The organism is Metabacillus fastidiosus NBRC 101226, from assembly GCF_001591625.1.
In the GTDB taxonomy this organism is placed as follows: Bacteria; Bacillota; Bacilli; order Bacillales; family Bacillaceae; genus Metabacillus; species Metabacillus fastidiosus.
Genome location: NZ_BCVG01000001.1, coordinates 64472 through 91089 on the forward strand (window position 1 = coordinate 64472; position 26618 = coordinate 91089).

The 26618-nt window shown below is 32.4% G+C and carries 22 protein-coding genes; 10 read left to right on the forward strand and 12 right to left on the reverse strand.

The window, feature by feature from the left end; genetic code table 11:
* Positions 1-720: 720 nt before the first annotated feature.
* The 9 genes from BFA01S_RS00310 to BFA01S_RS00345 all read right to left on the reverse strand — a co-directional run bounded on the left by BFA01S_RS00310 (position 721) and on the right by BFA01S_RS00345 (position 10125).
* Entirely contained in the window at positions 721-1359 is a 639-nt protein-coding gene (locus BFA01S_RS00310) for a hypothetical protein (protein ID WP_169800408.1), read from the reverse strand.
* Complete coding sequence (locus BFA01S_RS00315; RefSeq protein ID WP_066224364.1) at positions 1334-1819, reverse strand: hypothetical protein; 486 nt, start codon at positions 1817-1819, stop codon at positions 1334-1336. Before BFA01S_RS00315 ends, BFA01S_RS00310 begins: the two co-directional genes overlap by 26 nt.
* A gap of 488 nt (positions 1820-2307) precedes the next feature.
* Positions 2308-2460 (reverse strand): hypothetical protein, encoded by a 153-nt coding sequence (locus tag BFA01S_RS22185; RefSeq protein ID WP_156483485.1) that lies wholly within the window; start codon positions 2458-2460, stop codon positions 2308-2310.
* Between the two features lie 228 nt (positions 2461-2688).
* Positions 2689-2934, reverse strand: a complete 246-nt coding sequence (locus BFA01S_RS00320) for a hypothetical protein (RefSeq protein ID WP_066224369.1) — start codon at positions 2932-2934, stop codon at positions 2689-2691.
* 1 nt (position 2935) lies between these two features.
* The gene (locus BFA01S_RS00325) at positions 2936-3403 is read right to left on the reverse strand and encodes a hypothetical protein (protein ID WP_156483486.1); all 468 of its coding nucleotides are present in this window, start codon (positions 3401-3403) and stop codon (positions 2936-2938) included.
* Between the two features lie 4 nt (positions 3404-3407).
* A complete protein-coding gene (locus BFA01S_RS00330) occupies positions 3408-4538 on the reverse strand; it encodes a replication-relaxation family protein (RefSeq protein ID WP_066224374.1) in 1131 nt (376 codons plus the stop codon).
* Positions 4528-5439 carry a hypothetical protein gene (locus BFA01S_RS00335; protein WP_066224377.1) on the reverse strand — a complete coding sequence of 304 codons (912 nt, stop codon included), beginning with the start codon at positions 5437-5439 and terminating at the stop codon, positions 4528-4530. The genes BFA01S_RS00330 and BFA01S_RS00335 overlap by 11 nt, the downstream gene beginning before the upstream one ends.
* A 161-nt stretch (positions 5440-5600) precedes the next feature.
* Positions 5601-8429 (reverse strand): type IV secretory system conjugative DNA transfer family protein, encoded by a 2829-nt coding sequence (locus tag BFA01S_RS00340; protein WP_066224380.1) that lies wholly within the window; start codon positions 8427-8429, stop codon positions 5601-5603.
* A 301-nt stretch (positions 8430-8730) separates the two neighbouring features.
* Positions 8731-10125 carry a replication-relaxation family protein gene (locus BFA01S_RS00345; RefSeq protein ID WP_066224383.1) on the reverse strand — a complete coding sequence of 465 codons (1395 nt, stop codon included), beginning with the start codon at positions 10123-10125 and terminating at the stop codon, positions 8731-8733.
* A gap of 700 nt (positions 10126-10825) precedes the next feature.
* On the opposite strand from BFA01S_RS00345, the gene BFA01S_RS00350 reads away from it, so the two are divergent.
* Both BFA01S_RS00350 and BFA01S_RS00355 read left to right on the forward strand, forming a co-directional pair.
* Positions 10826-12016, forward strand: coding sequence for a ParM/StbA family protein (locus BFA01S_RS00350; protein WP_066224387.1), 1191 nt, complete (start codon positions 10826-10828; stop codon positions 12014-12016).
* An 80-nt stretch (positions 12017-12096) separates the two neighbouring features.
* On the forward strand, positions 12097-12642 hold the full coding sequence (locus tag BFA01S_RS00355; RefSeq protein ID WP_066224389.1) for a hypothetical protein: 546 nt from the start codon (positions 12097-12099) through the stop codon (positions 12640-12642).
* A gap of 518 nt (positions 12643-13160) precedes the next feature.
* Here BFA01S_RS00355 and BFA01S_RS00360 read toward each other — a convergent pair.
* From BFA01S_RS00360 to BFA01S_RS00370, 3 genes are all read right to left on the reverse strand, one after another.
* On the reverse strand, positions 13161-13610 hold the full coding sequence (locus BFA01S_RS00360) for a S1 domain-containing RNA-binding protein (RefSeq protein ID WP_066224391.1): 450 nt from the start codon (positions 13608-13610) through the stop codon (positions 13161-13163).
* A 597-nt stretch (positions 13611-14207) separates the two neighbouring features.
* Positions 14208-14411 carry a DUF8096 family protein gene (locus tag BFA01S_RS22690; RefSeq protein WP_066224392.1) on the reverse strand — a complete coding sequence of 68 codons (204 nt, stop codon included), beginning with the start codon at positions 14409-14411 and terminating at the stop codon, positions 14208-14210.
* Between the two features lie 573 nt (positions 14412-14984).
* Positions 14985-15872: a hypothetical protein gene (locus BFA01S_RS00370; protein WP_066224393.1), complete on the reverse strand. Its 888-nt coding sequence runs from the start codon at positions 15870-15872 to the stop codon at positions 14985-14987.
* 783 nt (positions 15873-16655) lie between these two features.
* Here BFA01S_RS00370 and BFA01S_RS00375 point away from each other — a divergent pair.
* The 8 genes from BFA01S_RS00375 (at position 16656) to BFA01S_RS00410 (ending at position 26615) form a co-directional block, all read left to right on the forward strand.
* Complete coding sequence (locus BFA01S_RS00375; RefSeq protein WP_066224397.1) at positions 16656-17378, forward strand: hypothetical protein; 723 nt, start codon at positions 16656-16658, stop codon at positions 17376-17378.
* Positions 17379-17552: 174 nt separating this feature from the next.
* Complete coding sequence (locus tag BFA01S_RS00380; protein ID WP_066224400.1) at positions 17553-18638, forward strand: hypothetical protein; 1086 nt, start codon at positions 17553-17555, stop codon at positions 18636-18638.
* Between the two features lie 109 nt (positions 18639-18747).
* Entirely contained in the window at positions 18748-20151 is a 1404-nt protein-coding gene (locus BFA01S_RS00385; protein WP_156483487.1) for a hypothetical protein, read from the forward strand.
* A gap of 12 nt (positions 20152-20163) precedes the next feature.
* The gene (locus BFA01S_RS00390; RefSeq protein ID WP_066224408.1) at positions 20164-21117 is read left to right on the forward strand and encodes a hypothetical protein; all 954 of its coding nucleotides are present in this window, start codon (positions 20164-20166) and stop codon (positions 21115-21117) included.
* A gap of 1 nt (position 21118) precedes the next feature.
* Entirely contained in the window at positions 21119-21808 is a 690-nt protein-coding gene (locus BFA01S_RS00395; RefSeq protein ID WP_066224410.1) for a hypothetical protein, read from the forward strand.
* 2 nt (positions 21809-21810) lie between these two features.
* The gene (locus BFA01S_RS00400) at positions 21811-22689 is read left to right on the forward strand and encodes a CpaE/TadZ family protein (RefSeq protein WP_066224413.1); all 879 of its coding nucleotides are present in this window, start codon (positions 21811-21813) and stop codon (positions 22687-22689) included.
* Position 22690: 1 nt separating this feature from the next.
* Positions 22691-24583, forward strand: coding sequence for an ATPase, T2SS/T4P/T4SS family (locus tag BFA01S_RS00405; protein ID WP_066224416.1), 1893 nt, complete (start codon positions 22691-22693; stop codon positions 24581-24583).
* Positions 24573-26615, forward strand: coding sequence for a hypothetical protein (locus tag BFA01S_RS00410; RefSeq protein WP_066224419.1), 2043 nt, complete (start codon positions 24573-24575; stop codon positions 26613-26615). The genes BFA01S_RS00405 and BFA01S_RS00410 overlap by 11 nt, the downstream gene beginning before the upstream one ends.
* Positions 26616-26618 lie beyond the last annotated feature (3 nt).

Genomic DNA, 26618 nt, shown 5'->3' on the forward strand with positions numbered 1-26618 from the left:
TCTCAAATGATCCCTCTAGTTACCCCAATGATCTTTAGTTACACTATTCAATTTGTTGGCGCAAATTGAATAAAATCAAACGGCTTATAACGTCTATCAAAATTGGCGTTTTGATGGACACTGACTTTTAAATTACTAGTCGATCGTTGGCGCGATCGGCTTTTTTATTGTGTAGATATGTATTTTAAAAAAACAAAAAACGCATCTATCATAATACCGAGATAAGGATGCGTCAAAAAAGACTTCTAGAAAAGTGTAGACTTATCCCTATATGGATAAAAGTCACCTATCCTAGTGTCTCGGAATTAACTACATTCTACCATAATCCATCAAAATAGTAAAAAAGAAAATAAGTTGAATATAGTAGTTGACGAATCCAATAAAACAGATTATAATTAAAATTAATTAAATATTAGTTTCTCGGAATTGGAACCCCTTTGCTTTTAGCAGAGGGGTTTTTCCATTTTCCGGATTTGTTTTTTGTACTCATTGATAATAGAATTTTCGTTATTTAAAATGAAATTTTTCATCTTTTACTCCCAAAATAAATATTTAAATATCGTAAAAACTCTTCAGGCAATAAAAAAGGACACACGGGTATCCCCATGCGTCCGGTGCTTCCAGATCTACATATGCACGTGCATTTAATTTCCTCTATTATCTTATAGAATATCTATCAGTGTCAAGAATCCATTTTTATTTTATAGGTATAATTATCTATTATTTCTCTCTAACCCTTGATAATATAGACCGCATGACCTTTAAATTATTTCCGTTCTCCTTGATTTTTTGGATGAAATCGAGATATAAGATGGTAAATAAATCTTCTATAGTAAAATCTTCTTCTTTCATATATGGTGATAAATCATGTAAAAACACTTCACCTCTTAGTATAACGGAAGATTTAATCCGGAGAGTTATGTAGGCGTATTTTTCACTATTATCTGAATCTCCTTCCTCTTCTTCCACTGATTCCAGGGTGAATAGATTTGGCTTTATTTCGGTCATTACTTGTGTTTCTATTACTGGTGAAGATAAATAAATATACTTTCGATTAAGTAAAAAGCTAGCAATGGCGCTATAGTTTACCCCTTTTTTAACCTGATTTAAAAAGTCAAAATAAAGAAGATCAAATAGATTATTAATGTCAAATAGTAATGGAACATCTTTATCAAAAACATCTCTAAGATCTTGAAGAAATATTTTACCGCGGAGAAAATCGTAATAAGGGAGAGAAATCTCCAAGTAACAATATTTTGATGAGAAAAAGTAATCGAGCCAGGATTTCTTTTCATCACTTCCTTTTAGTACTTTGGAAAGTAAATTATATCGACTATAAGAGTTCTTCAAATGATCCACCTCTTTCAAACCACCTTACACCCGCTTGAATCATGATATAAACGGTTTTACGCTCTGAATACCCCTTTTCTATAGCCAGTCCATTTGAACCTCCTATTAGGCTATACTCGCTTTCTAGCAAGTTAGTATGCATATACTGCTTGCTATTCTTATATTCTATATCCCAGTCAATGATCTGTTCATTATTCAGTACGTAACGAAGTAGCAATGTATTAAATTTTGTTTGAGTTAATGGCTTATTATAAATACGCTTGTATAAGGGAGCTACTTGTTTGCATAAAGATCTTAATTGTTGTTGAAGTACTTCTTCTACTGGAAATTTCGCGTTATGCTGCTTATCGGATCGAACCGCTCTTACCTTGTTTATACCTGGATTAGAAATAGGCTTTTTAGATTTGGAAGCTTTCACTTGAGGATGATTTTCTTTTATTTGTTGAAAGATAGGGTTAAGATTGTCCATCATCATATACCCCTTTCGTATGGTCATTTTTCCACTTTTCTATAAATATAGAACAATAGATTACATTTAGAACTAAATTTGTATAACAAATTCTTTTTTTGTCCATACTGATAACACTTAAAATGCGGACAGAAAGGATAGAAAATATGGCTAATAAAAGGAAGGAAGAACACTCAATAAAAAAGAAATTTGCTGAGGCAATGATTAAAGTGGGTAAAAAAACTGGCTCAAAGATTGTTAAAGTAAAGGTTAAATAATTTAAGGTATGTTAATAGAGATAGATAAAAAAGAAGATGCTCAGCAGCACCTTCTTTTTTATTATAAATTGCAAAATATAATTAAAAATATAATTCAATATATATTATTTACATCTTAAGCGAATGATCCTTTTAACTTGTTTCTACGGCTCTCTAGTAATATTTTAATTAGCAAAGATTGCACGACTAGGATACATTTGTTTTACTGACTTCATGACATGCTGATGTAAATTACCAACGAACAGATAATAATACATCTATCCCCTGCTTCTCTGCTTTCTGAATCATGTTCCGAATTGTCTCTGGTCCTTCCCCAACTTCAAAGTTTGATAGACCATCAGAAAGTATAATAACTAATTGAGTTTCTTCCTGTTTTCTTGGCATTTCATCAATTGACCAATTGTAAAGCTAATGTATCTCTATTAATATTATGGACCCAAGATAACCTTTGTCAGTATCACTATATTTTAGAAGGATTAGGCTTCTTAATTGAATAAATGAATGTTTTCTCTTCTCATACCTTTGTAAAAGCAGGGGTTGTTGATGGTACTGCCGCTTTTTCACAAGACTCTATTAGTAATTGCATAGACTATTTAATCTCATCAATTAAACTTAAATTCGAGCGTTATAAATAGATTGTACCTTTTTAAATTCATCATCATTTTTTATATCGTGAATGTGTGTAATACCGTCCTTATCAATAACCATTTGGGCAAATGTCATTTCTTCCGCTACAAAGAGAGCAGCATACCGTAAACCATCTACTTCTAATATTGAATCTAGTGCAACATCTTCTAACTCTTTACCATCACTATTTACTAAGATCATTTCAATGGGTATTTTAGCGGATTGGGGCATATTATGCTTCTTCCCCTCTCTTTAAAGAAACGTAATGAAGATATAACTTAAAGCAAGTTTCTTTATCGACATAATCATATTCTTGAAAGAAATTTAAGATGTTGGTAAATGCATTTTCTGATAGTAAGTAAAGATGATGAAAACGTTGAGGGGAAGCAACTTTATTGTGATATTTAAAATGAATGAGTTCATTAGCATATGCATGTAATTTCTCTTCTTCTCCGCTCATTTTAACATTCTTTAACTGCTCATATTCGTTATATGTATGGCGATTTAACAAGCTTTTTCTTATAGTAGACCGGATGTCTGAAGGAATGTTTTCAGGAAAGACTACCCAGTTTATGAAGGTTTTCATAGAAATACTTAATTTCTCTAATTGCAGAAAGGAAAATAACCCTTTTAGATTAGCCTCAAAGGATAAAATTCCCCAAAATTCCATACCTAACTCTTCAATTTGATCTTTACTCATTACATTAGTCCTCAAAATCATCTTCATCCTCAATATTTAAACTTTGTGATTCAAAATATTCTGTTGCAGTCATACCCTCATGTTCATCAGTTAAAAAGCTAATTGGTGATCTTTTTAACTGGTTTTGCTGACTTTCGAATAACAAGAAAGTTTCCCTGCTTAATCCCATTAATAAGCGTTCATCGGTGGTAAAGCGAGTTGGTACGGAAGGCATATACTCTTCCGCTAACTTTCCTATATAAGGAATCCGAGAGTCACTATCCACTATTACAATGACACGTTTCGGTTGAGAGTTAAGCGGCAATTTTTCAAAAGCAAGTTGAGTTTTCTTAAAGACTTTTATTGTATATTCATACCAATCATGTGATAAACGGATGGTATCAATCCAGAATGTAAGAAATTCTCCTCTATCTTTTATTAATTCAACGCTGGCTCCTGGTCGATGTGTAGTACCGTCATTTAAACGAAGAGATGGTTTCCTTTCCCATGAAATGACACGATCAATACGTTTAAGCTCAGAATAAAGCTCATTATTTACAAGATCATAAAAGAAGCCAGCCATTTGAGGTCCTCTTGTTCTTGTAAACTCTACTGGTTGAAACATATATTCTTTTGGTAGTTCACGATGAAGTAATAATTGAGCTGCTTCACAACCTACTCTTGTTAATCCATAAATTAGAGGTTTCTTTTTCCCATCAATACATGGAGTAATCCATGAAAATGCAGTAATAATTCCTCTTTTACGGCATTTTTGTATAAAATCTCGTACTTTATCGGTACGATCATCCTCTTTGAATACTACCCGATGAATTTGATTTCTAGTTGCCACTCGATGGATGGACAAGAAATCGATTAAAGCAATTTCATTTTCAGTAAAAGAGTGTTCCTCCAAACGATTATTTAACCAATACTTCCCTGTATGATTCCCTTGTTTCGGCTGATAATAGACCATTGTCGCATAAGGGTCAGAATATAAGCCAAACATTGATCCATCAGGAGGAAGCAATTCTAAAATATCATTAGGGCTTGTTGTCGGATCATAAGGATTTGATGTTGCCATAGGCAGATCCGCCATCTTTTTAAAAGATGACGGATCGTTGAAATTAGGATCAATTTGTAACAAGTTATCTGACATGATTCATACTCCGTGTTTGTCTATTCTTTTGAAATGCTTGTTTTGGTGTAATGACAATCCCTTTGACACGACGCTGCTGCATGTTGATTTCTTGAATTTTAAAGTTAACCGTTTGGCCTTCCTGTAATAAGGATTGATCTGTACCAGGTGGAAAACCAGTACGAACTTGGATTCCTCTTGGCTCTAAGCGGATAAATAATCCATGATCTAAATGAACTTTTGTAATTGTTCCTAAATATGTAGCTTTTTCTTGATACTCATGAATGTATGCCATAGGATCAGTTTCTAATACTTTGCGACTAACAGAGATAGAACCTTCTCTTGTTTTATCATCAGTTTCAATTTCTTCCTCGCTATCAGATTCAACACTGCTTAGTGGTTTATTCACTTCTAATAGCTCTACTTCTAATGATTCTCCTATAAAGACTTCTTCTCTTAAATCTTCATAGAATGTGTAAGAGTATTCATCACGATGCATCCTTGTTGGTACACCATCTACTAGTAAATAAACATGAAAGCGGTCTACCCCGCGAACAAAAGCAGTATATTTTTCTCCAGACTTTGCTCTTCTCCAAAAGCGTTTTGCTAATTGCTCTAATGCTTTAATACGATTAGCTGCAAAAATTTGTCCATCAAGATCTACCGTAGTAACGCAAAAATCAAACACTTTCCCAATGAAGTTTTGCAGACCCTTAAACTCATAATTATCAATGAAAGTAATTGGAAGAAAACCATATATGCCATTATAATTAAGTTTTAAGCATTCTTCTTTTTTTCCAGCTACCGGAATATATTCAAGCCCTATTGCTTGAGCATATAGTACTTCCCCAGTTCTCGCAGCATTTCTAATATCAGCCCAGGCAGTGGCTTTTTGCATTTCATAATCATGTGTATCTTGCATTATATACAGCTCCTTTTAGTTTTTTAAACGAAAAAAAGCACCATTAATCCCAACTTAATGAGATTAACGGTGCTTCCGTTGTTTTTTTATGCATTTAGGGTAAACTTTATTATTTCTTAAATATTACTATAAAGAATTGAGAATAGAAACTCAACCTTTTTTTATAAATCATCCTCAACTTCCTCCTGGATAACTAAAACACCATTTGGTAGTGAAACAGCTGGCTGCTCTGTCTTATCAGCTGTAGCGGATTGGTTATTTGTAAGATTGATTAATTCATTTATGGATTCAAGAGTGTCTGAATCAGGAATACTATGTTGGTTGTCCTTTTCGTTAGGATCAGCTATCTTGTCTGAACTATTTGAGCTCTCTGTATCAAAAATAAATGATTCTACATTCAGTTGTTCAAATGTTTCCTCCTCTGGCTGCTCTTTTTTCCTTTTTGGTGCAGAGATCGGTTGTTTAGTGGGATTAACATTTTCTACAGGAATATCATCAAACTTAATTTTGATTTGCTTTTCTTGACTATCATCAGAAGAAATATCAAGATCTTCCCACATTAAATGTTCATCCGCTTTAGGTAATGGTGATTTTAAAACATCTAGTATTGTTCCCTCAACTTTTCCCTCATGAGATTGCTGGTTAATATTTTGCTCACCTGCGTCTACTTCCATATCTGTTGATTCTTCTGATGATTCAACCTGATCTGTAATAGATGCCTTTTCGCTAGTAGGTTCTGTTACTGACGTTACCTCTTTATTTTTAAGTTCCATTGCAAATTTTGGATTTTCAATAGCTTTATCGATATCTAAAAGCTCTTCTTCATTCTCCGATGCGAGTTCTAATTCTCCTTCCACTCTTCTAAAATATTTTTTCAAAAACTTTGCCTCGGAGACAAAAGCACCGGTTGCCAGTACAGCATCATCTAACGATTCATTTTCATTTACCATTTGAACGATCATATGTTTGAATGGTAATTCTGCAATGTCGGTTGGACTAAAACGCGGCTTCAGCATTTTTTGTGTGTTATGTCGTAAACCCCAAGATGGGTTTTCCACTGTTACAGGTGTAGAACTTTCATTAAGTGATTCTTCAAATACTTCTTCTTCTAAGAAAGTCTCAGAGAAAACTTTATTGTCTTCCACTGTTCCACGTCCAAAAACGGTTTTTGTTGAAGCATTTGATAAGATCGTTTCTCTATAACCTTTAATAACTGAATCTAATTGTCCAAGAGATTGAATAGCAATTAAGACTCCTACTCTGTAAGAACGACCAAGTGTTAAAAAACGTTGAAAGGCTTCGTTAATATAAAGCGGGAACTCATCAATAGTGAAGTAAATAGGAATCCGCTTATAAACTTGTGTTTTCTCATTCACTATAATCTCTTCTCCGTCTTTTGGTCTGCGGAATACAGCACTTTGAAATTGTCGTATAAAGAATTGTCCAAATAGTAAACTCAATTCTTCAAGTTCCCCAAGTGCAGTATTAACTAATAAAACTCCTCCATCTCTTAGAAAAGCGTCTAGGTCCAAAACCGCTTCCCCATCTTTAGCAACCATTAAGTCGGCTAGTAGTGTATTCATAGCGATATCATTTAAGTATTTTTTTGCACCTGAAACATATTTATCCTTTTTACTTTCAACAACCTGTTGTCCAGCATAACGGTGACCGTCTGGATAAAGAACTGGCTTAATGTCTTCTTTCTCACGAAACGTTTTATAATCAAGAACTTCATCTTCAAAGTAACGAACAACTCGCTCGTATCTCTCTAATACCCGGATGTCGGATTCTGTATTGTCTGGATTTGATTTTCTTGAATCTAAGTTGCTTCTAACTGATTCCGTTACATTAGCAAGATAACGGGGATCTTGATACATTCTTTGTAAAGTTGTGATATTGGCCCTTTCAGGAAAAGCAAGCTTGGCTAACATCGTATAAAGAGAAGCGGTTTCTTCTTGTTGACCTTTGAAGAAGGCATCTTGGTCACCGGTTAAAGAATTCAGAGTTCCCCTAAAAGATTCTGCAGCTGCTTCAAACGGACCTGTAAAAGGATTAAATTTTGTACTTTGTTCTTTTGTTGGATCGATCACCAGAATCTTTTCATCCGGCACCCCTAGTTTTTTTGCTAATTTAAGAACATCATCCACTGCATCCCCTTTTGGTTCAAGTAACACTACTCCACCTGGTACTCCTTTAGCAATTTTTGATAAATCTTGTGCAATTCTTAACAGGATAGTTGTGGATGTTTTACCTGTTCCAGTAGCACCAGTTACTAATTCATGTAAAAATCGTGCACTTTCCTTTAAAACAATGGCTTTCTTAGTGACCTTCTCCCATCCTACTATTACATCAAACTTGTTATACAAAAGATTATGCGCGAAACGAGAGAAAAGATGAAACTCCCATTTGAAAAATTGTTTCTTAAGGACATTCTCATTTATTTTGTAATGACGATAACCCATTGCAAATAGAATCAAGGTTAATATAAGCGGGATTATATATAAGAGTGTAATAAATGAATGGAAATCATGGACAAGTAAATTTGGATAGCCTTCTTTAGATAATGAGATAGATTCTAAAGTTGGAACATAATGTTCGTTAATATAGCGTGCTGCTGCGATCCATAGTATTAAAATAAGAGGCCCAATATTTAAAATAAATGCAAGGACTCTCCCCTTCTCTGTTGCTCTCCAATCAACAACCACCTTATACCCTTTTTTTACTGGTTGGGTAATTGTTGAATAAAACCATGTGATTAATGGCATGTTCAGTAGAATATGAAACGATACCCATGATACCTCTTCTAAAGGAATTAATGAAAATGGAAAACCAAATCCGATTTTTAACCAGGTTAAGAGAGCGGATACCCCTATAACTAGATTCATAAAAGTGAGGGCTGAGACAAAGAAGGTATGGAATTTCATTCTTATCCATTCCTCTATCTGATCTCCATAATTAAACCAAAAATCTTTTAACTTACTTATTTGCACTAATGTCTTCCTCCTTTCACCAAAAATAAAAAGACCGATTCTGTATGATTACAGAATCGGTCCTTCCGCTTCTTGGATAAGTATATAAAGTTAATGTTTAAAATTGGTTCTTAATTACATAAAGACAAGAATGATATTGACTGAAAAGAGATAGAAAGATTTTAAGGCTTGTTTCCTCTTGCTATGTAAGTTCCCAATTTATATGTTTAAATTTAGCATATAAATTTTCAAGTTTCTACAAAATGAATAAATATATTCATTCATTCAGTGTTTTCGGTCTTTCTAATGTTAGTGAAATTCTTTACATCATATCCAGTGAATTATTGTACTTTCGGGCTGGAAAAGTATCTTGATAATAATTTAATGTCCTAATGTTAAAAAAGATTGACCTTTCAAACATCTTCCGATTTTTAGATAAGATCTCGGAACCAACCCATTGAGGTTTGTCATCTACATAAAAGAAAACTGGAACAATATTGTCTATTACTGAACCATGTTCTTTAATATTGTAATGATCAATATCTCTTTTGAATTGTAAAGCATTTATCCAATTAATAGTTTCGTAACCTTGTACTTTCCCAAAGTAATAGAAGTGGTATTGATCTCTTGAAGCGATATATGAGTCACCTGTCACTTCACCGATTAACCTTCTAATAGTATCCCCGAATATAAAATCGTTCTTAGCTGCTAAAGAATCAACAGCACCTTTAAGCTGCTTGAGCCCTTTCCCCGTTTCCCTTAATAAGAACTTCTTGGTTTCATTAATTGTGATCAATCTCAGATTCACTTTTGTTGAATATTCCCCTAAGATTTTGAAAAACATGTTTGTGAGTGTTTCCCATCTTATATTTAATCCATAATCTTTATCCCGGTCTTCTGTAATAAATACAATTTCTAAAGGGAGCGGGTTTCTGTTTTGTTTTAAATAATCAAAGTATCGTCTATATCCAATAAATTTATCTATAAGTCCCCTTCCTCTTTCTGTAGTTCGATCAATTTCTATTGCATATAATTTGTTGTTAATTAATAGTTCTGCATCTGGTCGATAGCGGAGCTTGATAGATTTATTCTTCTCTTGAGTGATAAATTCTTGTGAAGCATACAGATTGTCTCTAAATAGAATTTGATGAACATCTTTATTTTTGAGAGCTTTGGAATGTATGTTCTGACTTGGTTTGTATTTTGAAGGAATTCTCTTAATATTTTTCTCAGGCTTAATTGAACGTATGTTCGTCATTCTCCTTTTTTGAACGAGTGAACGTATGTTCGTAATTTTCTTCAAGCGGGGCAAGCGATTGAATTCCCTAACATGCAAACTTAACTCCACAATCAGACTAAAATGAGATGTCTGTTTTTGTGGATACTTGTATAGATCATATGGAAAGTACCCTAAATCATTGTTAAATCCCATTCCTATTTTCGTAGAAGGTATGTTTTTGTATCTAGTCATTAGTTCATGCCCTTCTTTTGTTAAATAATAGATATGTTTACTGGAATGCTTTATGTCATCTGAATCAACCAGCTTTACATCTTTTAGTTTAACTACTAAGTTATATAAATTTTTATAAGAACTATAGGTTTGTTTATATCCTAATCCTCTAGTTATTTGTTCAATTGTTACAGCTCGATGTGTATAAAGGAAATCGAGAGTTTTAATCATCTTAGGTGATAATTGATAACCTAAAACATTTACCATAAGATCCCTCCTTAATATGTATAACAGCTCTATTTTATTCGTTAAATAAACAAGATACTCCTAACTTGAAAAATCAGTAAATTCATATTTTTATAGTAACGTTTAGAAGTGCAAACGACAACAATAAAATCGCGCTTTCAAAATCGGAAAAAATCTCATGCGAAAAAAGGGATTAAAACCTTGTTATAACAACAAAAACTCTAGAATTTTTTGTACGCTTTGAGTGTACGCTTTTGATGTACGCCGCGGCGTACATCAAAAGCGTACATCAAAAGCGTACATTTTTTCAGACTGGAAAACATGCATCCTTGTTATATAACAATTATTTATTTTATTGTATAACAGATGTTTATTTCTTTGATAGAAATTGAGATTATTAGCCTCCCTCCTCCCCTCTAATAAAGTGGAAAAAGGGAATAGTGACCATGTTTTTATAAAGGAAAATACAGAAGAAGTGAGGAAGAGAAGAGCTGGATAGAAGTATGTTTTTTTTATATTTCTTGCTTGTCCAAACTGTCTTATTTCAGAACTAAATAACAAAATAGCATTGGTCAAATATAGTCAATTATATATTCAATTATATTTTTAATAATATAAATAAATATATAAATGATTATTTATTTATTGACTAATCTATATAGATATATATAATTGAAAATATATAGAAAAATATATTCGTAACATAGGAGGAATCAATTTAATGGGTAAAAATCCGACGTTAAAATTATTAGTTAGTAATGACAATGGGAACTCAGAACATTCTTTATACATAAATAATGAACTAGTAAGGCAACCGAATGTTCTGGCAAGACCAAATGAGGGTGGATTTATTGCAGATGTTCCCGCTGAATCACTAGTTCCTAACTTGCTAAATAATATCGATGTCACAACTCTATCTCCAAGTGTGAGATTTAATCGACGTTATTATATTGGACATCAAGCAATTAATAGCAAATATCGACCATCATCAATGAATGTATCTTTAGATAAAAAATTTAAACATGATTTGCCTATCATTAATACAATAGGTGTATTAGCTGCTAAAGCTGTTATGAATCATTTCAATAAGACTAAGATTATTCCTGCTGAATTAAATGTTTCAGTTGATATGTTGACAGCTTTACCAATTGAACAATGGAATCCGGAGAATGCTAAAATTTTCAAGGATCGCTTTAGTGAAAAGCCTCATACGGTAACAGTTCATATTAATGGAACTGATTCTACTGTGAAACTTAATTTTGACATGGTGAAAGTTGCGCCGGAAGGAACTCCAGCCTTGTTCTCTATCGTTTATGATATGAATGGTGAATATAATAAAGGTAAAATGTTCGAGCAGTTTAAAGAGGACTATGGTAAAGAGATTACAGGTGAATACTTATTAGGAAAGAGAATTTTACATGTAGACATTGGTGATGGCACGTGTGATACTCCAGTAACAGATGGATTTAATTTAGATAGACGTCATGTGTCAGGTTGTAATAACGGTGTAGGTCACGCGATTACAGAAGCAATGAGTGTATTCTTGAAGGATAATCCAACTTTAACTAAACTGAGCCGTCAAAAGTATAGCGAATACTTAAAAGATACAACTCACCAATATCATGAGGACGCAGTTGCATGCTTTAATGATGCTATGTTGACTCAAGCCGAATTCATTTTCGAGCATTTCCGTAATGTTATTTCCTATTTTGATAATGAAGTGGATGTTATTGCGGTTTATGGTGGAGGAAGTATTCTAATGAGAGAGATCCTCTATCCATTATTAAAAGAGGTTGCAGATGACCTTTCAAAAGAATTATTATGGTTACCAGAGGAAGTTGCTCCGTTGATGAACGTTAATGGACTACAAGTTATCTTAAACAAACAAACTAAAAAAGAAGTAAAAGCATAAAAATCAAGGTGTAGCTTAAAGGTTACACCTTCTCCTATTAGATAATAAATGACGATAGGAAAGGAAAAGGAGGTGTTGAAATGGCACGCCCTAAGAAAACGAAAAAGGCTGGCGATATGGTTCCTATAAAACTAAGAAACGATGAAGCTCAGCATATTATTGATTGGTTTAATCAGCAATCGACAATAGTGGAATCAATCAGGTATTTAATTGAAAAGGATATAAGTGAAAATGGATTAAGGGATGTTAAAGATGAAATAAGGAATAAATTTAGTTATTTCCAGCCTAATTCTGTTTACAATTCCAATGTAGTTGAGACTCGAAATTCAATCGTTTCTCCACCTCTTTCTATACACCAAGTAGAAAAAGCTTCAGAAACTGATATGGTAAAAGCTAATACACCTTCTCAAACTGTGCAAACTAAATTTGATCAAGAAGGCCCTTCTGAATCTATAAAGCAAACAGAACAAAGATTAGAAGAACAAGAAAATAGAGAAATTGAGAAAGAGATCCCCTCTAAATCCCCTATTATTGATGAAAAATTAGAGGGAAATGAAGAAAATGATAAAGCAAATGAAGAAGGTAAGAATAATGATATTGGCAATGATCTAAATTTCTTACTTTAATTATTAGAATGTAAAAGAGCCTATTGGAAGTCTTATGAACATCCAATAGGCTCTTTAAAGTTGTTTGATTTCTGTTCATTTAAATATGTTTGTACGCAAAAATCAATAATAAAGTTGTTTAAATCTTATTAAGCTAAAGCACCCGTTAGTGTAAGTACAATATTTCACAAACTTGTTTGTAAAGATTTATTAAAGTCCTCTCAATGTTGCTTTAGAATAAAGTTTGATCAAAAATCCCATATAAACCAGCATCATATGATAAATAAAAAGAATCTATTATAAAAAAATGTTTGATCAAAATAGATTCTTTTCCAGCAGGTTTAAGTTTCGGTTTTATAAAAAAGTTTGATTGTTTTCTACCTTTAATCTTCCACAATGGTGCCCTTTTCTTGAAGACTTGATATCAAGATAATATTAAAGACATAACATTACGATCTTCTGTTTTTGCTCCCGATTTGAGTGGTAAAATTATCGCTTGCCTTTAGTCTATATGATGAAGTATTTAAAGACGCAGCAGGTTATCCGCGTCTTCCGCCTCTACCGCCCTGTTTTGCTCCAATGTTACGTTTAAGGGTAGACAAATTCTCTTCACTATTCTTTAAAAAACGAGACATTTTATCTTCAAAACTTTCCTTTGATTTGAAATTGCCTTTTGAACGAATGTCTTTGGAACGGCTATCAACGCTTCTTTGGCGTGGTGGGCGTTGCGAATAAGAAGAGGTTTGTCCTTCGGGTCTATCTATAGCTTTTTTGATCGACAAGGCAGTTTTTCCGTCTTTCTCACTAATCACTTTTACTTCAATTTGGTCGCCTACTTTAAGATGGTCATTAACATCTTTTACATAGCTATCTGCTACCTCGCTAATATGCACAAGACCTGTTGAGCCTCCAGGTAATTCTACGAATGCTCCAAAATTAGTGATTCCTGTTACTTTACCTTGTACCTTGCTACCTACTTCAATTGACATAAAAATAATGTTCCTCCTCAATTAATGTTAAAAACACTTCATTATAACAAATTGAGTGAAATAATAATATCAATTGGAGTTTTTTTCCTCTTATTTGTTCGGATTTGTTCCTTCTAACCAAAAGCAACAGCACATTTCTTAATAAGCATTAGTAGTACCCTCATTACAGGAAAGCGCCCGATTGTTGAATAAGATTCGTATCGTCTTCCTACTAAGATAAAGCGAGTGTAGCTTTAAAATAAAGTTTGATTAAAAAATGCCTTTCAATCCATGTTTAATAACAAATGTAAAAAATCCATTTTGAAAAAAGATTGTTCAAAATGGATTTTCTCTTTTTAACTAAGTATTAGATTGTTATAAAAAAGTTTGATTATTTTAATACTCCTTATTTTACTAAAGCACCCGATAGTTTAAGTGTAATTCTTCACAATTTCTATGATCATGTTCAACTAACGCACCCATTAGTTGAAAAATGGTGCTTTTTTCTTTGATTTAAAACACTTTAAAAGCAAATGTAATGCAGTTACATTCAAGTTGTTTAAAGCATCAAATTTAAGGCGTTAGATAGGTTAGAAGCGAGTTAGTGAAAAAAAGAAGTTAAATAATCTTTTTCATACCACAATTTCTACATTGTCTTAGAAAAACACCTTTTTTAACTGAGTTTTCAAAATGAGCTTTATCGCAATTATCGCAACGGCCCGAGGATTTATCAGGAAGTTCTGTATAGAGATATACTTTATTGAGATCATATTGTAGACTGTCGGATTGTTCATTTGATTCTAATAGTTCTTCATTTTCCATAAGGATCATCTACTGTTTAGATTTGCTTTAAACATAATAGCATGAATCGTCTTGTCGATGGATGACTTTAAAAGAAGGAAAATCTCCCCTTTCTCCCCCGACCTTAACAACTTGTCCTAATTGCGGAATAAGAAAAAAACCTGCATTTTAATACAGGTTTTATGATCAAACTTTATTATAAAAGATCGAACTTTATTTCAAAGTCATATCACTCCCCATATAGCTCATTCTAAGCTTTGATTTATACTGGTGAAGAAAGACTATCAGTCTATAAATAAACCCTTAGAAGAGAAATACAGAGCTTAGAAGTGGATATAATGAGTTGATCTATTCTGAAATTCGTATTTACCAAGTGCTATAACTAACTCTGCAGCAATGATCATTCCAGGTAACAATTTCTACATGGAATAAGCCCCTTCCCTACTTCTAATAATCATGTTTTGTTTATAATATAGCTTTCTTTGAACGATTAATTAATTTATGTAGGAAAGGCTGCTATTCGTGTATTGCCCACTTGGAAGCGAAATACTCAGCTTATAATCGTTGAAACGGTGTATGAATAAGTAACTCTCATTAGCATATTCTGTTTATGTATTCGTCCTTATGTAAGACGTAAAATTCCAGTAATTTTAATGGTTCAATATCGCTTAATGAAAAGTCAGGATGATGAATCTGGGGTAAATAAGGTACTAAAAAATGAAAGGCCATTTCTGAACTAATCTCATTAATCATAGTGTTTGTTTCCAACTCCATTGACCAATCCTCTTCTGAATCAAATAATTCCTCATTAAAACGCGAGGTAAACCAATTTTCTGTAAGATGATGAAGAGATAGTAGCGTCTCACTATGAATTTGTTTCTCTATATATTCTGCATACCATTCTAAAAAGTGCTGTTGATCAATATACCATATATTCTGCGGTAAGCCTTCCCTTGATCTTTTAGTAGGTTGTTTAGAATCTAAACAGATTAGAATACTTACTTTCCGGAAACTCCAATTATGATGATGTTGATGGCTTTTATAGTCTGTATAAGCCCTTTCCACTTCGATTTCTACTTCTTCCCCATTCCAAACAGCTTTGAAGTCAGGCCCTTGAGGAAATGGTCCTTGAAGGTTCTCTAAACCGAATTTCTCCGGATTATCATTCACATATTGCTGAATATAAGCTTCAGGAACCTTTTTGTTTTTGATTTTGTATATAAGACTAGATATTTTCTCAAGGTCATTTTTTTGAATGATAGTTACTAATTCCGTTGAAGCCTTATCATACTCGGTTTTCAAGGAGGAGTTTTGGAAAAACTCTCTTTCTTCCACATGATTAATATTGAGATGATTACAAAGTGGACAATATGAACCCCAAACCGCTTGCCAAGGTAATCCAATGTTTTTCACATTGTACTTGCTAACAAAATATTCATATGAACATTCAGAACAATCTACTCCAGCTGTTGCTCTACTCATTTTTATCTCCCCTATTTTCTTCAGTTACATTGGCTTTTCTATTGTTAATAACTAAATTATAGTACATTCTGCTTCAAATTTAAGCTGGAATCGTAATTCTGATGAGTCCCCTCCCCTCCCCTCCCCCTCTCCCTTTTACTTATATAATTCATTGTTAAATATATATAAATATATATTTAAATAGATAATAAGTTATATAATAAAGGAATTATAATCAAATATATATTTAATTATAAAAAACATTATATACTATAATATATAATGTTTTGTTATTGATGCATTATTGATTATCGAAGCTCAATTAATTAATTATCAATAAGTTAAGAAATACTAAGGTAGCCAATTATCGATATATTATTGATGTGCTGATAACACCCTGTGAATATTGATCGAAAAGCATTTTATATTAGGAATAATATTACTTGTAATAAATCGGTCATGGTTTGTAAATGGATTAATTAATGATAATATATCGAAGGAAGTTTGATTGGTAATAAATAATTTAATGAAGATATATTCAATAATGATGTATTATTGTAGATAGATTAATGATCGATTATTTATTATTGAAGGATTAGTGTGAATATATTGTTAACCTATTATTGATTGTTAATGGATTATTTTAATAGAGTAACGATAGGTTGTTAGTGGTTTAGTTGTTATTGATTGATTGTTGATGATAAATTAATGAGTGATTATTGATTATTAGTGGATTTTCGTTTTTTGTATATGGTAGATTAATAGGTAGGAGTATAGAACTTTGAGATAATAGGGGAGATGAAGATGATAGAGGATAAGAGCTATGAAATGAACTCAAAGTTTTGGCAAATTGGAGAGTTTCATAAATTAGTAGATAAAAGAGGATTAACAACAGTCGATAATTGGTTCAAGGATTTAGAGAAGAATAAAATTCATTACATTGCTAGAGAAAAAGATAGTGATCAAAAAATCTATGATGAAACAGATGCTCAGATTTTAAAGTATATAGATATGCGAAGAAGGGAACAAATTCCTTTAAAAATTATTATGGATGAATTGCCAAATTATTTTGAGCTAAGACCGTTTCCGATTGAAGAAGATACTACTGATAATGCACAAGTGCTAGATCTAGCAGCTATACAGAAAAAATTTAGTGATTCTATTGAAAAATCTGTTGAAGAACATATCAACAAAGGTATAACTCAACTAAAAAGCGAATTAGGTGAGTTCTTAGATGGAAAAATGAGTTCGTTTTTAAAGCAAGCAGCTGCTATTGAAGAAAATAATAGAGACAAAGGTGAAGGAAGGGAACAAAGGTTGATAGAGACTTTAACAGCAAGAAGAGTTGAAGCTAAACTGAGAAGAAAAGCTTTAACGCTTTGGACAGAAAAACCTTCCAGTGAAAGGTTAATTAAAACAGGTTTGTTTAGTAAAAGTGAAGATGTAAATAAAAGAGATTTATTTGTTGAAGAATATATTGATCAACATTACGAAGAAGAGTTCACAAAAGAAATGACTAAACGTTAATGAATTACAAAAGAAGGTTATGATTGAATAAAATTGGAAAGTCGATTAAAATGAAAAGAAATTTAATAGCTATATAAAGTACGTGGAAGAACCCGGCTTTTTGAATCTTATATTCAAGAAGTCGGGTTTTTCTGTTAATACCATTTATCTTATATAAGAGAGGGAAGGAATAGCATGACGACTCAATCATTACAACCGATATTAATCACTGGAAGTGGAGATCACCAAATACTTTGGAATTGGTTTGACTTATATGAATCTAGGTTAGCGATAATAGGGGACAATAATGAGAGTAATAAACAGCAGCATTTAAAGAAAATTGCAGAAGAATTAACAAAAAAAGATCCGAAAACAGTATTTTGGATCAAATCAGAGGAAGCATCAGTTAATGATGATTATGATAGTTTAGATTATTATAACTTAATGGAGTTTGAACAAGTCCCAACAGAAAATGTAAGAGGCAAAGAAGAATTTGATAGAAAAAGGATGGACTTTGTACAGTTATTTCTGGAAACAATTTCTCTAGTAAAAGGGGAAAGTAGACTATCCTTAATACCTCTAACTTCATATCGTGAAAATGTCGAAGGACCGCTAATGGGATATGTAAGGGCCTTGGAAAAGATCGATGATGAAGAAAAGAGAGAATGGTTATCCTATCAATTCGATAGTTTGGGAAAAATAGAGTGGAAATACTTTCAGGGGGAAGGCTATCAATATTTATACCAAAACGGTACTGTGGAGGAAACTCTTTTATCTTTCTTGAAAGGTATTTGGTCATATTGGGCCTTAACATCAAACTTAGCGGAACCTCAACAAATGTTATTGATTATTGAAGTGCCAAAGCAGTTAACTGATATGGCAGCACCGAAAGAAGTTAAAGCAATTATTCAAAAACTTTTAGCTAGTACAATAGCTTTAACTGAGGAGATAACGTTAGCGACTATTGTAAGTACGGAAACATTCTTTCCGATACCTGAACTAAATATGAGACATCATTTGTATTTTAAGTATAATTCTTCTGACTTTGATTGGAGAGAAGAAGAGAAAAGGTCGTATTTCCCTGATGAACTAATGAAAATGTGGGAAGCTGGATCAAATAATGCAGCATTTCTAGTTGATCTAGCGACAGGAAATGCATTAATCACAGATCATATGAATATAGAGCTTTATAATCCTGATAAAGAAGCTCTTAAGCAAGAAGCAATTGAGCAAGAAGAAGGGGAACAAGAAGAAGAAAAAGAAAATATTGACACTTTATAATTGTTGATGTTATTCTAATGAAGAATTAAATAACAAGTAAATAATTAACATAATCCAATGTGCGAAGCACGCACTCCTATATTAATAATAGGGGTGCGTGCTTTTTTTTGTGCGTAAAATTGGACAATTTTCAATTCTGGAGTTGATTTTATTGAAGGTCCTTATCGGGATGACCAATGTTGATCTTGCACAAGCATTTTCTAAACATATTAATGAAAAAGGTAATCAAGTTTTAGATGTTTGTGTGAGTATAGAAGATTTGCTTCAATTCCTGATGAATGATGAGAACGGAAATTTACCTGACATAATTTTAATGTCTACGGATGTAGCATCTAAGTTAAGTGATAAAAGATTAGAATTTTTAGCAGATTGTATAGTAACAATTCGTGATAGATTTCCTAAGATAAAATTCATTATCCTAGCTAACGAAAAAGCTGGTCATCCCTTTTTAGCTGAGTTAGTTAGTATTGGGATTTACAATATTTTCTTAACATCAAGTAAAAAGATAAGTTTAGATGAATTATTAGAAACGGCTGAAAATCCTCTAACGTTTTCAGAAATTAAATTTCTAAGAGTAGTAAATAAGGAAATTCCATGGCGACGAGGTAGTTTACAAAGTCAACCTAATGAAGTTCAAATCAATATTACTAAAAAGTATGAAAATGGGGATCAGTTAAGAGAAGAACCAAATAGAAAACCTATATTATCTCCAAAAGTAGGAGAATTCAGAGAAGCTTCTTTGTTAAATCACATAGATGAAGAAGATTTTTTACAAGAATACCTTCCAACTAAAGAGAAAGAAAAGGTTGTTATTCAAGATAAGATTATTGGTGCAGTTTTTGTTGGAATTGTTGGAGTTGAAAAGAATACGGGATCTACCCATTTGAGTCTATTATTAGCAAACTTTCTGAATAATAGGGGATTGAGAGTTGCAGTTATAGAAGCGAATAACTCTAATGACTTTTTTTCGGTTGAATATGTGTATGAGGGTGGAAGAGGATACACCAGTAAGAAAGAGATGTTCAATATTGATGGGATTGATCACTACAAAAGTATAGGGAAGTTGAACTTCTCAGAATTAGTACACCAATACGACTTTATCATTTTAGATATAGGTCAAAAAGAAAATACTCAATATTTTGAAGAGTTCTTTCGAGCTCACATAAAAATTGTGACTTCTCATGCTAGTGAGTGGAAGCGGGATAAACTGATGGACTTCCTTTTATCTTATCAAGAATATGATCAACAAAATTGGCATTTAGTTTTACCATTTGCTGACTCTCAGACATTAGAGGATATAGAAAAAGAAACGTTACTATTTCCTTACTCCATTCCTACGCACTCAGATCCATATCAACGTTCTGAAGAGTTAAATATGGTTTTTGAAGATATGCTTCAAGAGAACTTACCAACTCTACAAGGAGCAGCAAAGCAATCAGCTGTTTGGTTATATGGTGGACTCTCAATTCTAGTTTTAGTTTTTATTGTAATTGCAATTACTTTTTTTAAATAAGGAGAGAAATAAATGAAAATTAGACAACGTAATAAAAACCTTTTATATGCAGGGGGGATAGGCGCTTTAACTGTCGCAATTATCTCTTCAGTTGTTGTTTATTCTTTGTATGTGAATTGGAAAGAAGATGAACATAAAAAAATGACAGAATATGAGAACAAAATTTCTAGTTTAGAAGAATGGGCAACTAAGCAAAACAGAGGGTTTAGGCTTAAAGAAGAAGTAAAAGCAGGAACCAAAATTGATGCAAACATGGTGGAACAAGTTTTGTTAGCAGATAAAACTGCTTCAGAGGACATTCTAAGTTTGGGAGAAATCGAAGGTCGCTTTGCTAAGGTGGATATGAAGCCTAGCACTTTAATGACTGATAGTGTCCTTTTTAAAGAAGAAGCTACTCCAAAGGATTTAAGAGACGGAGAATATAGTTTCATCACGTTAGCTCAAAAACTTAAAAAAGATGATTTTATTGATGTACGAATTCAGTTTCCTAACGGTAACGACTACATTTTGTTAAGTAAAAAGAAAGTGAAGAACATTGAAGGTGAAACAATTTGGTTTGATATGAAAGAGAATGAAATTCTTACTATGTCTTCAGGTATTGTTGATGCTTACTTAGAAAATGCGATCATCTATACAATGCCGTATGTTGATCCATATATTCAAGACGAGGCAATTGTTACATATCCAGTGAAAGAAAACGTGAAACAGCTTATTATTGATAGCCCAAATATTCTTCAGGTTGCAAAAGATAGTTTAGCAAGCCGCGGTCGTGAAGCATTAGAATCAAATCTTAAAACAATGGAAGCACAAGATAAGAGCACTTATAAACAACAAAAAGAACAGCAGCAGCAACAGATAAAAGAGAAGCAAAAAGAGGCTTTACAAACACAACAGGAAGTATTTGAGGAATCAACAGAGCCAGTAAGTGATGGTCAAGGTAATCAAAACCAAGAGGGAGGTCAATAATTTGAAGAAAATTTTGTTTTTAGGCTCTAAGAATAAGAGTGATTTAGTCATGTATATAGCTCTTATTCTTAAAAAAAACGGTTATAAAACGGTTATAGCTGATGCTACACAAAAAAAGACATATTTACGTTCCTATACTAGATATGCTGACCAGGACACTCTTTACAATTTCTTTAATGTTGAAATCGCACCGGTAAACAGTTTGCAAAATTTAAAATCACTAATGAAGAGTTCTGGCGAAGATCTTAATAAATATGACTTTATGTTAGTGGATATTGACCATGTACACGATCAATATGACTGGGAAGATTTCGAAGCAAGTTACTATGTTGCTGATTATGAAAAAGTTACGTTGTTAGATGATACAAAGCTCATGAAAGATATTCTAGCCAATAATGATAAGGGAATAATATTTAACCAAGTAGTATATGAAGTTTCAAGTAATATTGATAGCGATTATTTGGATTATTTGTTTAATCACAAAATAAAATGGTCCAGCACTTATAAATTGCCTTTCGATGAAATGGATGTAGCCAATAAGGTGGATATGCAATATAACATGAAACCAACTTTTAAGAGATTATCAAAAGAGTTTAGAAATACATTATCATCCATTATTACTGTTCTTACAGGCCATCATGAAAAAGATACAAAGATTGCTATGAAGCAAATAGAGAAGGGAGATTATTAAAAATGAGTACAGTAGCATTTTGGGGACCAGTTCATGGTCAAGTCGCAAATACTTCAAATTTAGTGGCAGCTTCATCCGTATTAGCAATTGAGAAAGATGTTCGTGTCATGATAACTCAAACTCAGCTTGCTCATTCAACCTTAGAATCAGCATTTTTAAAAGAGCAAGATGAGGGAGATTTATTATCCTTTTCTGATACTGGTTTAGATGCATTAGAACGACTTGCCCGCAGCAAAAGACTAACAGCGGAGAAAGTAGCTGATTATACGATACCGATACTACATAATCGCTTAGAGTTACTACTCGGTAGTGCAAGACCAAAAAATATGTTACAAGATAACACTAATAGTGTTTTAGATACGATATTCACAGTAGCTAAAAAACATTATGATTACTGCTTTATCGATGTTCACTCAGGTACTAAAAACTCCATGACGAAGAGAGTATTAGAAGAAGCAGATATGATTGTTGTTAACCTTAATCAAAACATTCAATTATTAAATCGCTTTTTTAACAAAGAAGATTGGTTAGAGGCATTGGATAACAAACCTTACGTAATCGTACTGTCCCAGTATGATCCGAAATCCCAATATTCAGTTAAAAATATAAAGAGAAGGTACAATTGTAAACAACCTATATTGACAGTTCCATATAATACAGCATTTAGAGACTCCTGCAATGATCGAAATACAATTGAGTATTTCTTACGGGCTACAAATTTTTCTATGAAAAGGGAGAATGCATTTTTTGTGGGTGAGATAAGAAAACTGGTTTATGAAATCTGTAATATAACAAGTAAATTACAACAATCAGAAAACGGAGAAGCTTCTCATATTACTGATTCTCTTCTTATTGAGTCAGCAACTAAAGGAGCATCATAATATGTCTGCAATTGTGAATATTGTTTTGGTTGTTATCTTATTGTTAATTATGATTGGATTTCTTCTCTTCCAATTGTTAAGAAGAAAAGATATTAAAAATAAAATGAATCGATTTAAAAAAGGAGATGGGAAAGAATACGATATTCCTACTCTTGTAAATTTTGTGAAATCTTCATTCAATGAAATCGCAAACTCTAATTTATTTGACTTAGGATTACATCCAGATGAATTTTTAAGACGTGAAAGAAAAAGGGACGAGCTAATTACCGCTTTAAAGACATGTAACACAGGAAATATAAATGACAAGTTATATGTAAAAGTGTTTATAAACGATTTATTATTGAAAACTTATGGCATGGATGAAGATTCTGTCAATATTCCGATTCCTTTTGAAAATAGTCAAAAATTAAGCTATCAAGAAAAGTTTGATATTTTACTGCATCTCTATAAGAAGAAACATGGTGAAAATGCTTTATCATTTTTAATCGAAAAATATAATCTCGCTGAACTAAAAGGTGAAAAGGGACTTGAGTCATATCGAATCACAAAAGAGGAAATAGATGAGATCTTCTTAAAAGAATATAACCGAAAGTTATCTTTTGAAGATAAGTTAGAAATTATCACTCAACGAGTTTATTCCATTTATAAAGGACATGGTGTCATTGACGATATTCGCGATTTAAATATTGATGGTGTATCTGGGGGTGTATCTGGACTACCTCATAAGATTCAATCAATGGATGATGAAATGGATGCTATCGGAACTTTAAAAAATACACCTACCAATGCTGATTCTGTTTGGATTATGTATCGAGGTAAAACAATTCATCTAGCTTTCTTATCTTTTGGAAATGCTGCTGAGTTACGCCGAGTGACTCAAACTGTTTATAAACATAACAACCCTGGACAATTATCAGAATCAAGACCTTACATTGTAAATGAAATGGCCGATGGATCACGTGTTGTTGCAATTAGACCAAATCTTTCAGAATCTTGGGCATTCTTTATAAGGAAATTTGATATACCAAAAGCAAATTTGCCATCGTTAATTCCAAGTGATGATGGTGGCGATATGGTAAGAGAGTTAATTATATATCTTATGAAGGGTTGTCGAGTAACTAGTATAACTGGAGCGCAGGGAACAGGTAAAACAACCTTACTTATGGCTTTAATCAACTATATTAACCCTGCTTATAATTTGCGTATTCAAGAGATGGCGTTCGAATTAAATGTACGAAAAATACATCCTGAACGTAATATTTTGACTTTTCAAGAAACCAGTAATGTATCAGGGCAAGCTGGCTTAGATTTGCAGAAAAAGACAGATGGTGCGGTTAATATTCTTGGAGAAGTTGCAACAGATGAAGTTGCTGCATGGATGATCCAAATGGGACAAGTTGCTTCTGAATTTACTGTATTTTCTCATCATGCGAAAACATTTGAATTTTTAATTCATTCGATTCGAAATTCATTGCTTAAAACGGGTACATTTAGCAACGAAAAAATTGCAGAACAACAAGTAGTAAGTGTTATTAATTTCGATATTCATTTGAAAAAAGATACAAATGGTCATCGATATGTTGAAAGAGTTACAGAATGTATCCCACTTCTTGATGATGAAGATTACCCAATGAATTGGGATAAAGCGGGTTCAAGTGATGATCAAATGAAAGCATTTATGGAGACAATGACAGAATATTTCCGTAGACAAACGGATCGTAAAGTATTCCGCTCTCAAAATATTATTGAGTATAAAGATGGACGCTATGTTGCTGTAAATCCTATCAGTAACCCACAAATGAAAGAAATGATAGAAAGACTTTCAGAAACAGATGCAAATGAATTTAAAGACTTTATGAACCGTTACTGGAGGGAAGAACAGTATGTCTCTTGAGTTGCTGTTTGCCTTATTCGTTTTTGTTCTTTTGTTAATGGGACTCCTTTACTTATACGCTGATAACAAAGAAAAAAATGGACAAGGCAAAAAGAAAGATATTACTTCACTACTTCCTAAAAAAAGAAATTGGAAGCAAGACTATAATATTTTAGCTTTAAAATCCTACACTAGATTTCAAAATATACCCTTTTTAAAGGGGTATGTACGAACAGTTAGAAAACGATTAGAAACAATTAATAAATATGACGAGTATAAGTTACGTAGAGAAACAATGACAATACTATTTACTGCTATTGGTGTTTCTTCATTGATTTTCTTAATATGCGCTCTTGCTTATCAAAACTTAGTGTTTCTTGGACTTATTTTGTTAGCCATTGTTTTCATAAATGGTACTTTAATTGATTTTTTTGTTCATCGATTAGAAGATCGATTATTGAAACAATTTAAAGAGTTTCTACAAGATATTAGACATCATTATCAACAAAATAAAATGGTGGATGAAGCTGTTTATGAAGCTTCACTTTTATCCCCATATGAAATGAAATTACAAGCTGATTCTATATATGAAATGGTTACATCGTCTGATCCAGTACAAAAATTGCGAGATTATGAGAATGTTGCACCAAACCGCTTTTTAAGAGCTTTTGCAAGTATATGTGTACTTGTTTTCGAAAAAGGTGATGTTCAAACCGAAAAAGGATCTGCTTTTCTAAATGGATTAACTATTTTAACTGAAGAAATCAACTATGAGATTATTCATCGTAGTAAATTGGCTTATATTTTAAAAGGTTTAAGTGTCATAACTGTTGTTCCGATATTTCTTTTATTTCCAATAAGAGCATGGGCAACTACTTACTTACCAGCAATGGTTAGCTTTTATACAAGTCAAATTGGACTACTAACTCAAATTTTTCTATATATGACGATTTTATTATCATATATGATCGTAAGAAAAATGCGTGAAATCAACGATTCTAAGTATTTATCAAAATCAAATCGAAAAGTTTGGGCAGAAAAAGTCTACAATATAAAACCAATTAAATACATCGTTGATCTGTTAACACCAAACTATTATGACAAAGAAGGTTATAAACTCACTCAATTGATTAAAGATGCTAACTCTCCAATCAAAATTGAGTGGTTATATACACAAAGGCTGATAACAGCTGTTGTATCATTTTTTCTTTTATTAGGCCTCTTTTTTTATAGTCATCACATCACGATTAAAAATGCATTATACAGCCCAACGTCAAGTGTTCTTATGGGGAAAATGACTGATGAAGAGAAAATAGAAGCTGAAGAAACAACAAATTTTGATCGCAAAGTAATATTGCATTTTAAGGAGGTGAAAGATAAAAAGTATGAAGATGTCGTTCATTACATAAATAACGAAGTAAAAGAAACAGAAGCCAAAAGTACATCCGATCGAATTATTAAGAAAATGAAAAAAATTGATAATTCTTATTTTAAATGGTGGGAGCTATTAATCTCATTCTTAGTAAGTGTGATAGGATACCAGATTCCTATTTTACTACTCATGTTCCAAGCGAAATTAAGGAAAATGGATATGGAGGAAGAAGTGAATCAATTTTATACCATTATCAATGTCATCTCACATTTTGAAAGTATATCTACTGAGAATGTACTTGAATGGATGGAACGATTCGCAGTCATTTTCAAAGAACCTTTGAAAGACTCCTTACTTAATTTTGATAACAATCCGGAATTAGCACTTAAAGAATTAAAAGAGAATGTCTCTTTTCCATCATTTAATCGAATTGTAGATCGCTTATACCTAGCTGCTACAAGGATTTCTGTTCAAGAAGCCTTTGACGATATTAATTTAGAAAAACAATTCTTTGTTGAACAACGTAATCGTCATAATGAACATGTGCTTAAAATGAAAGCAGATTGGGGTTTTCTCATAGGGCTAACACCACTATATACAATAATTTTCTTGTATCTAGTTATTCCTATGATCTATATCAGTGTGTTACAAACTGATAACCTATTTAGACAATTTTTATAAAAA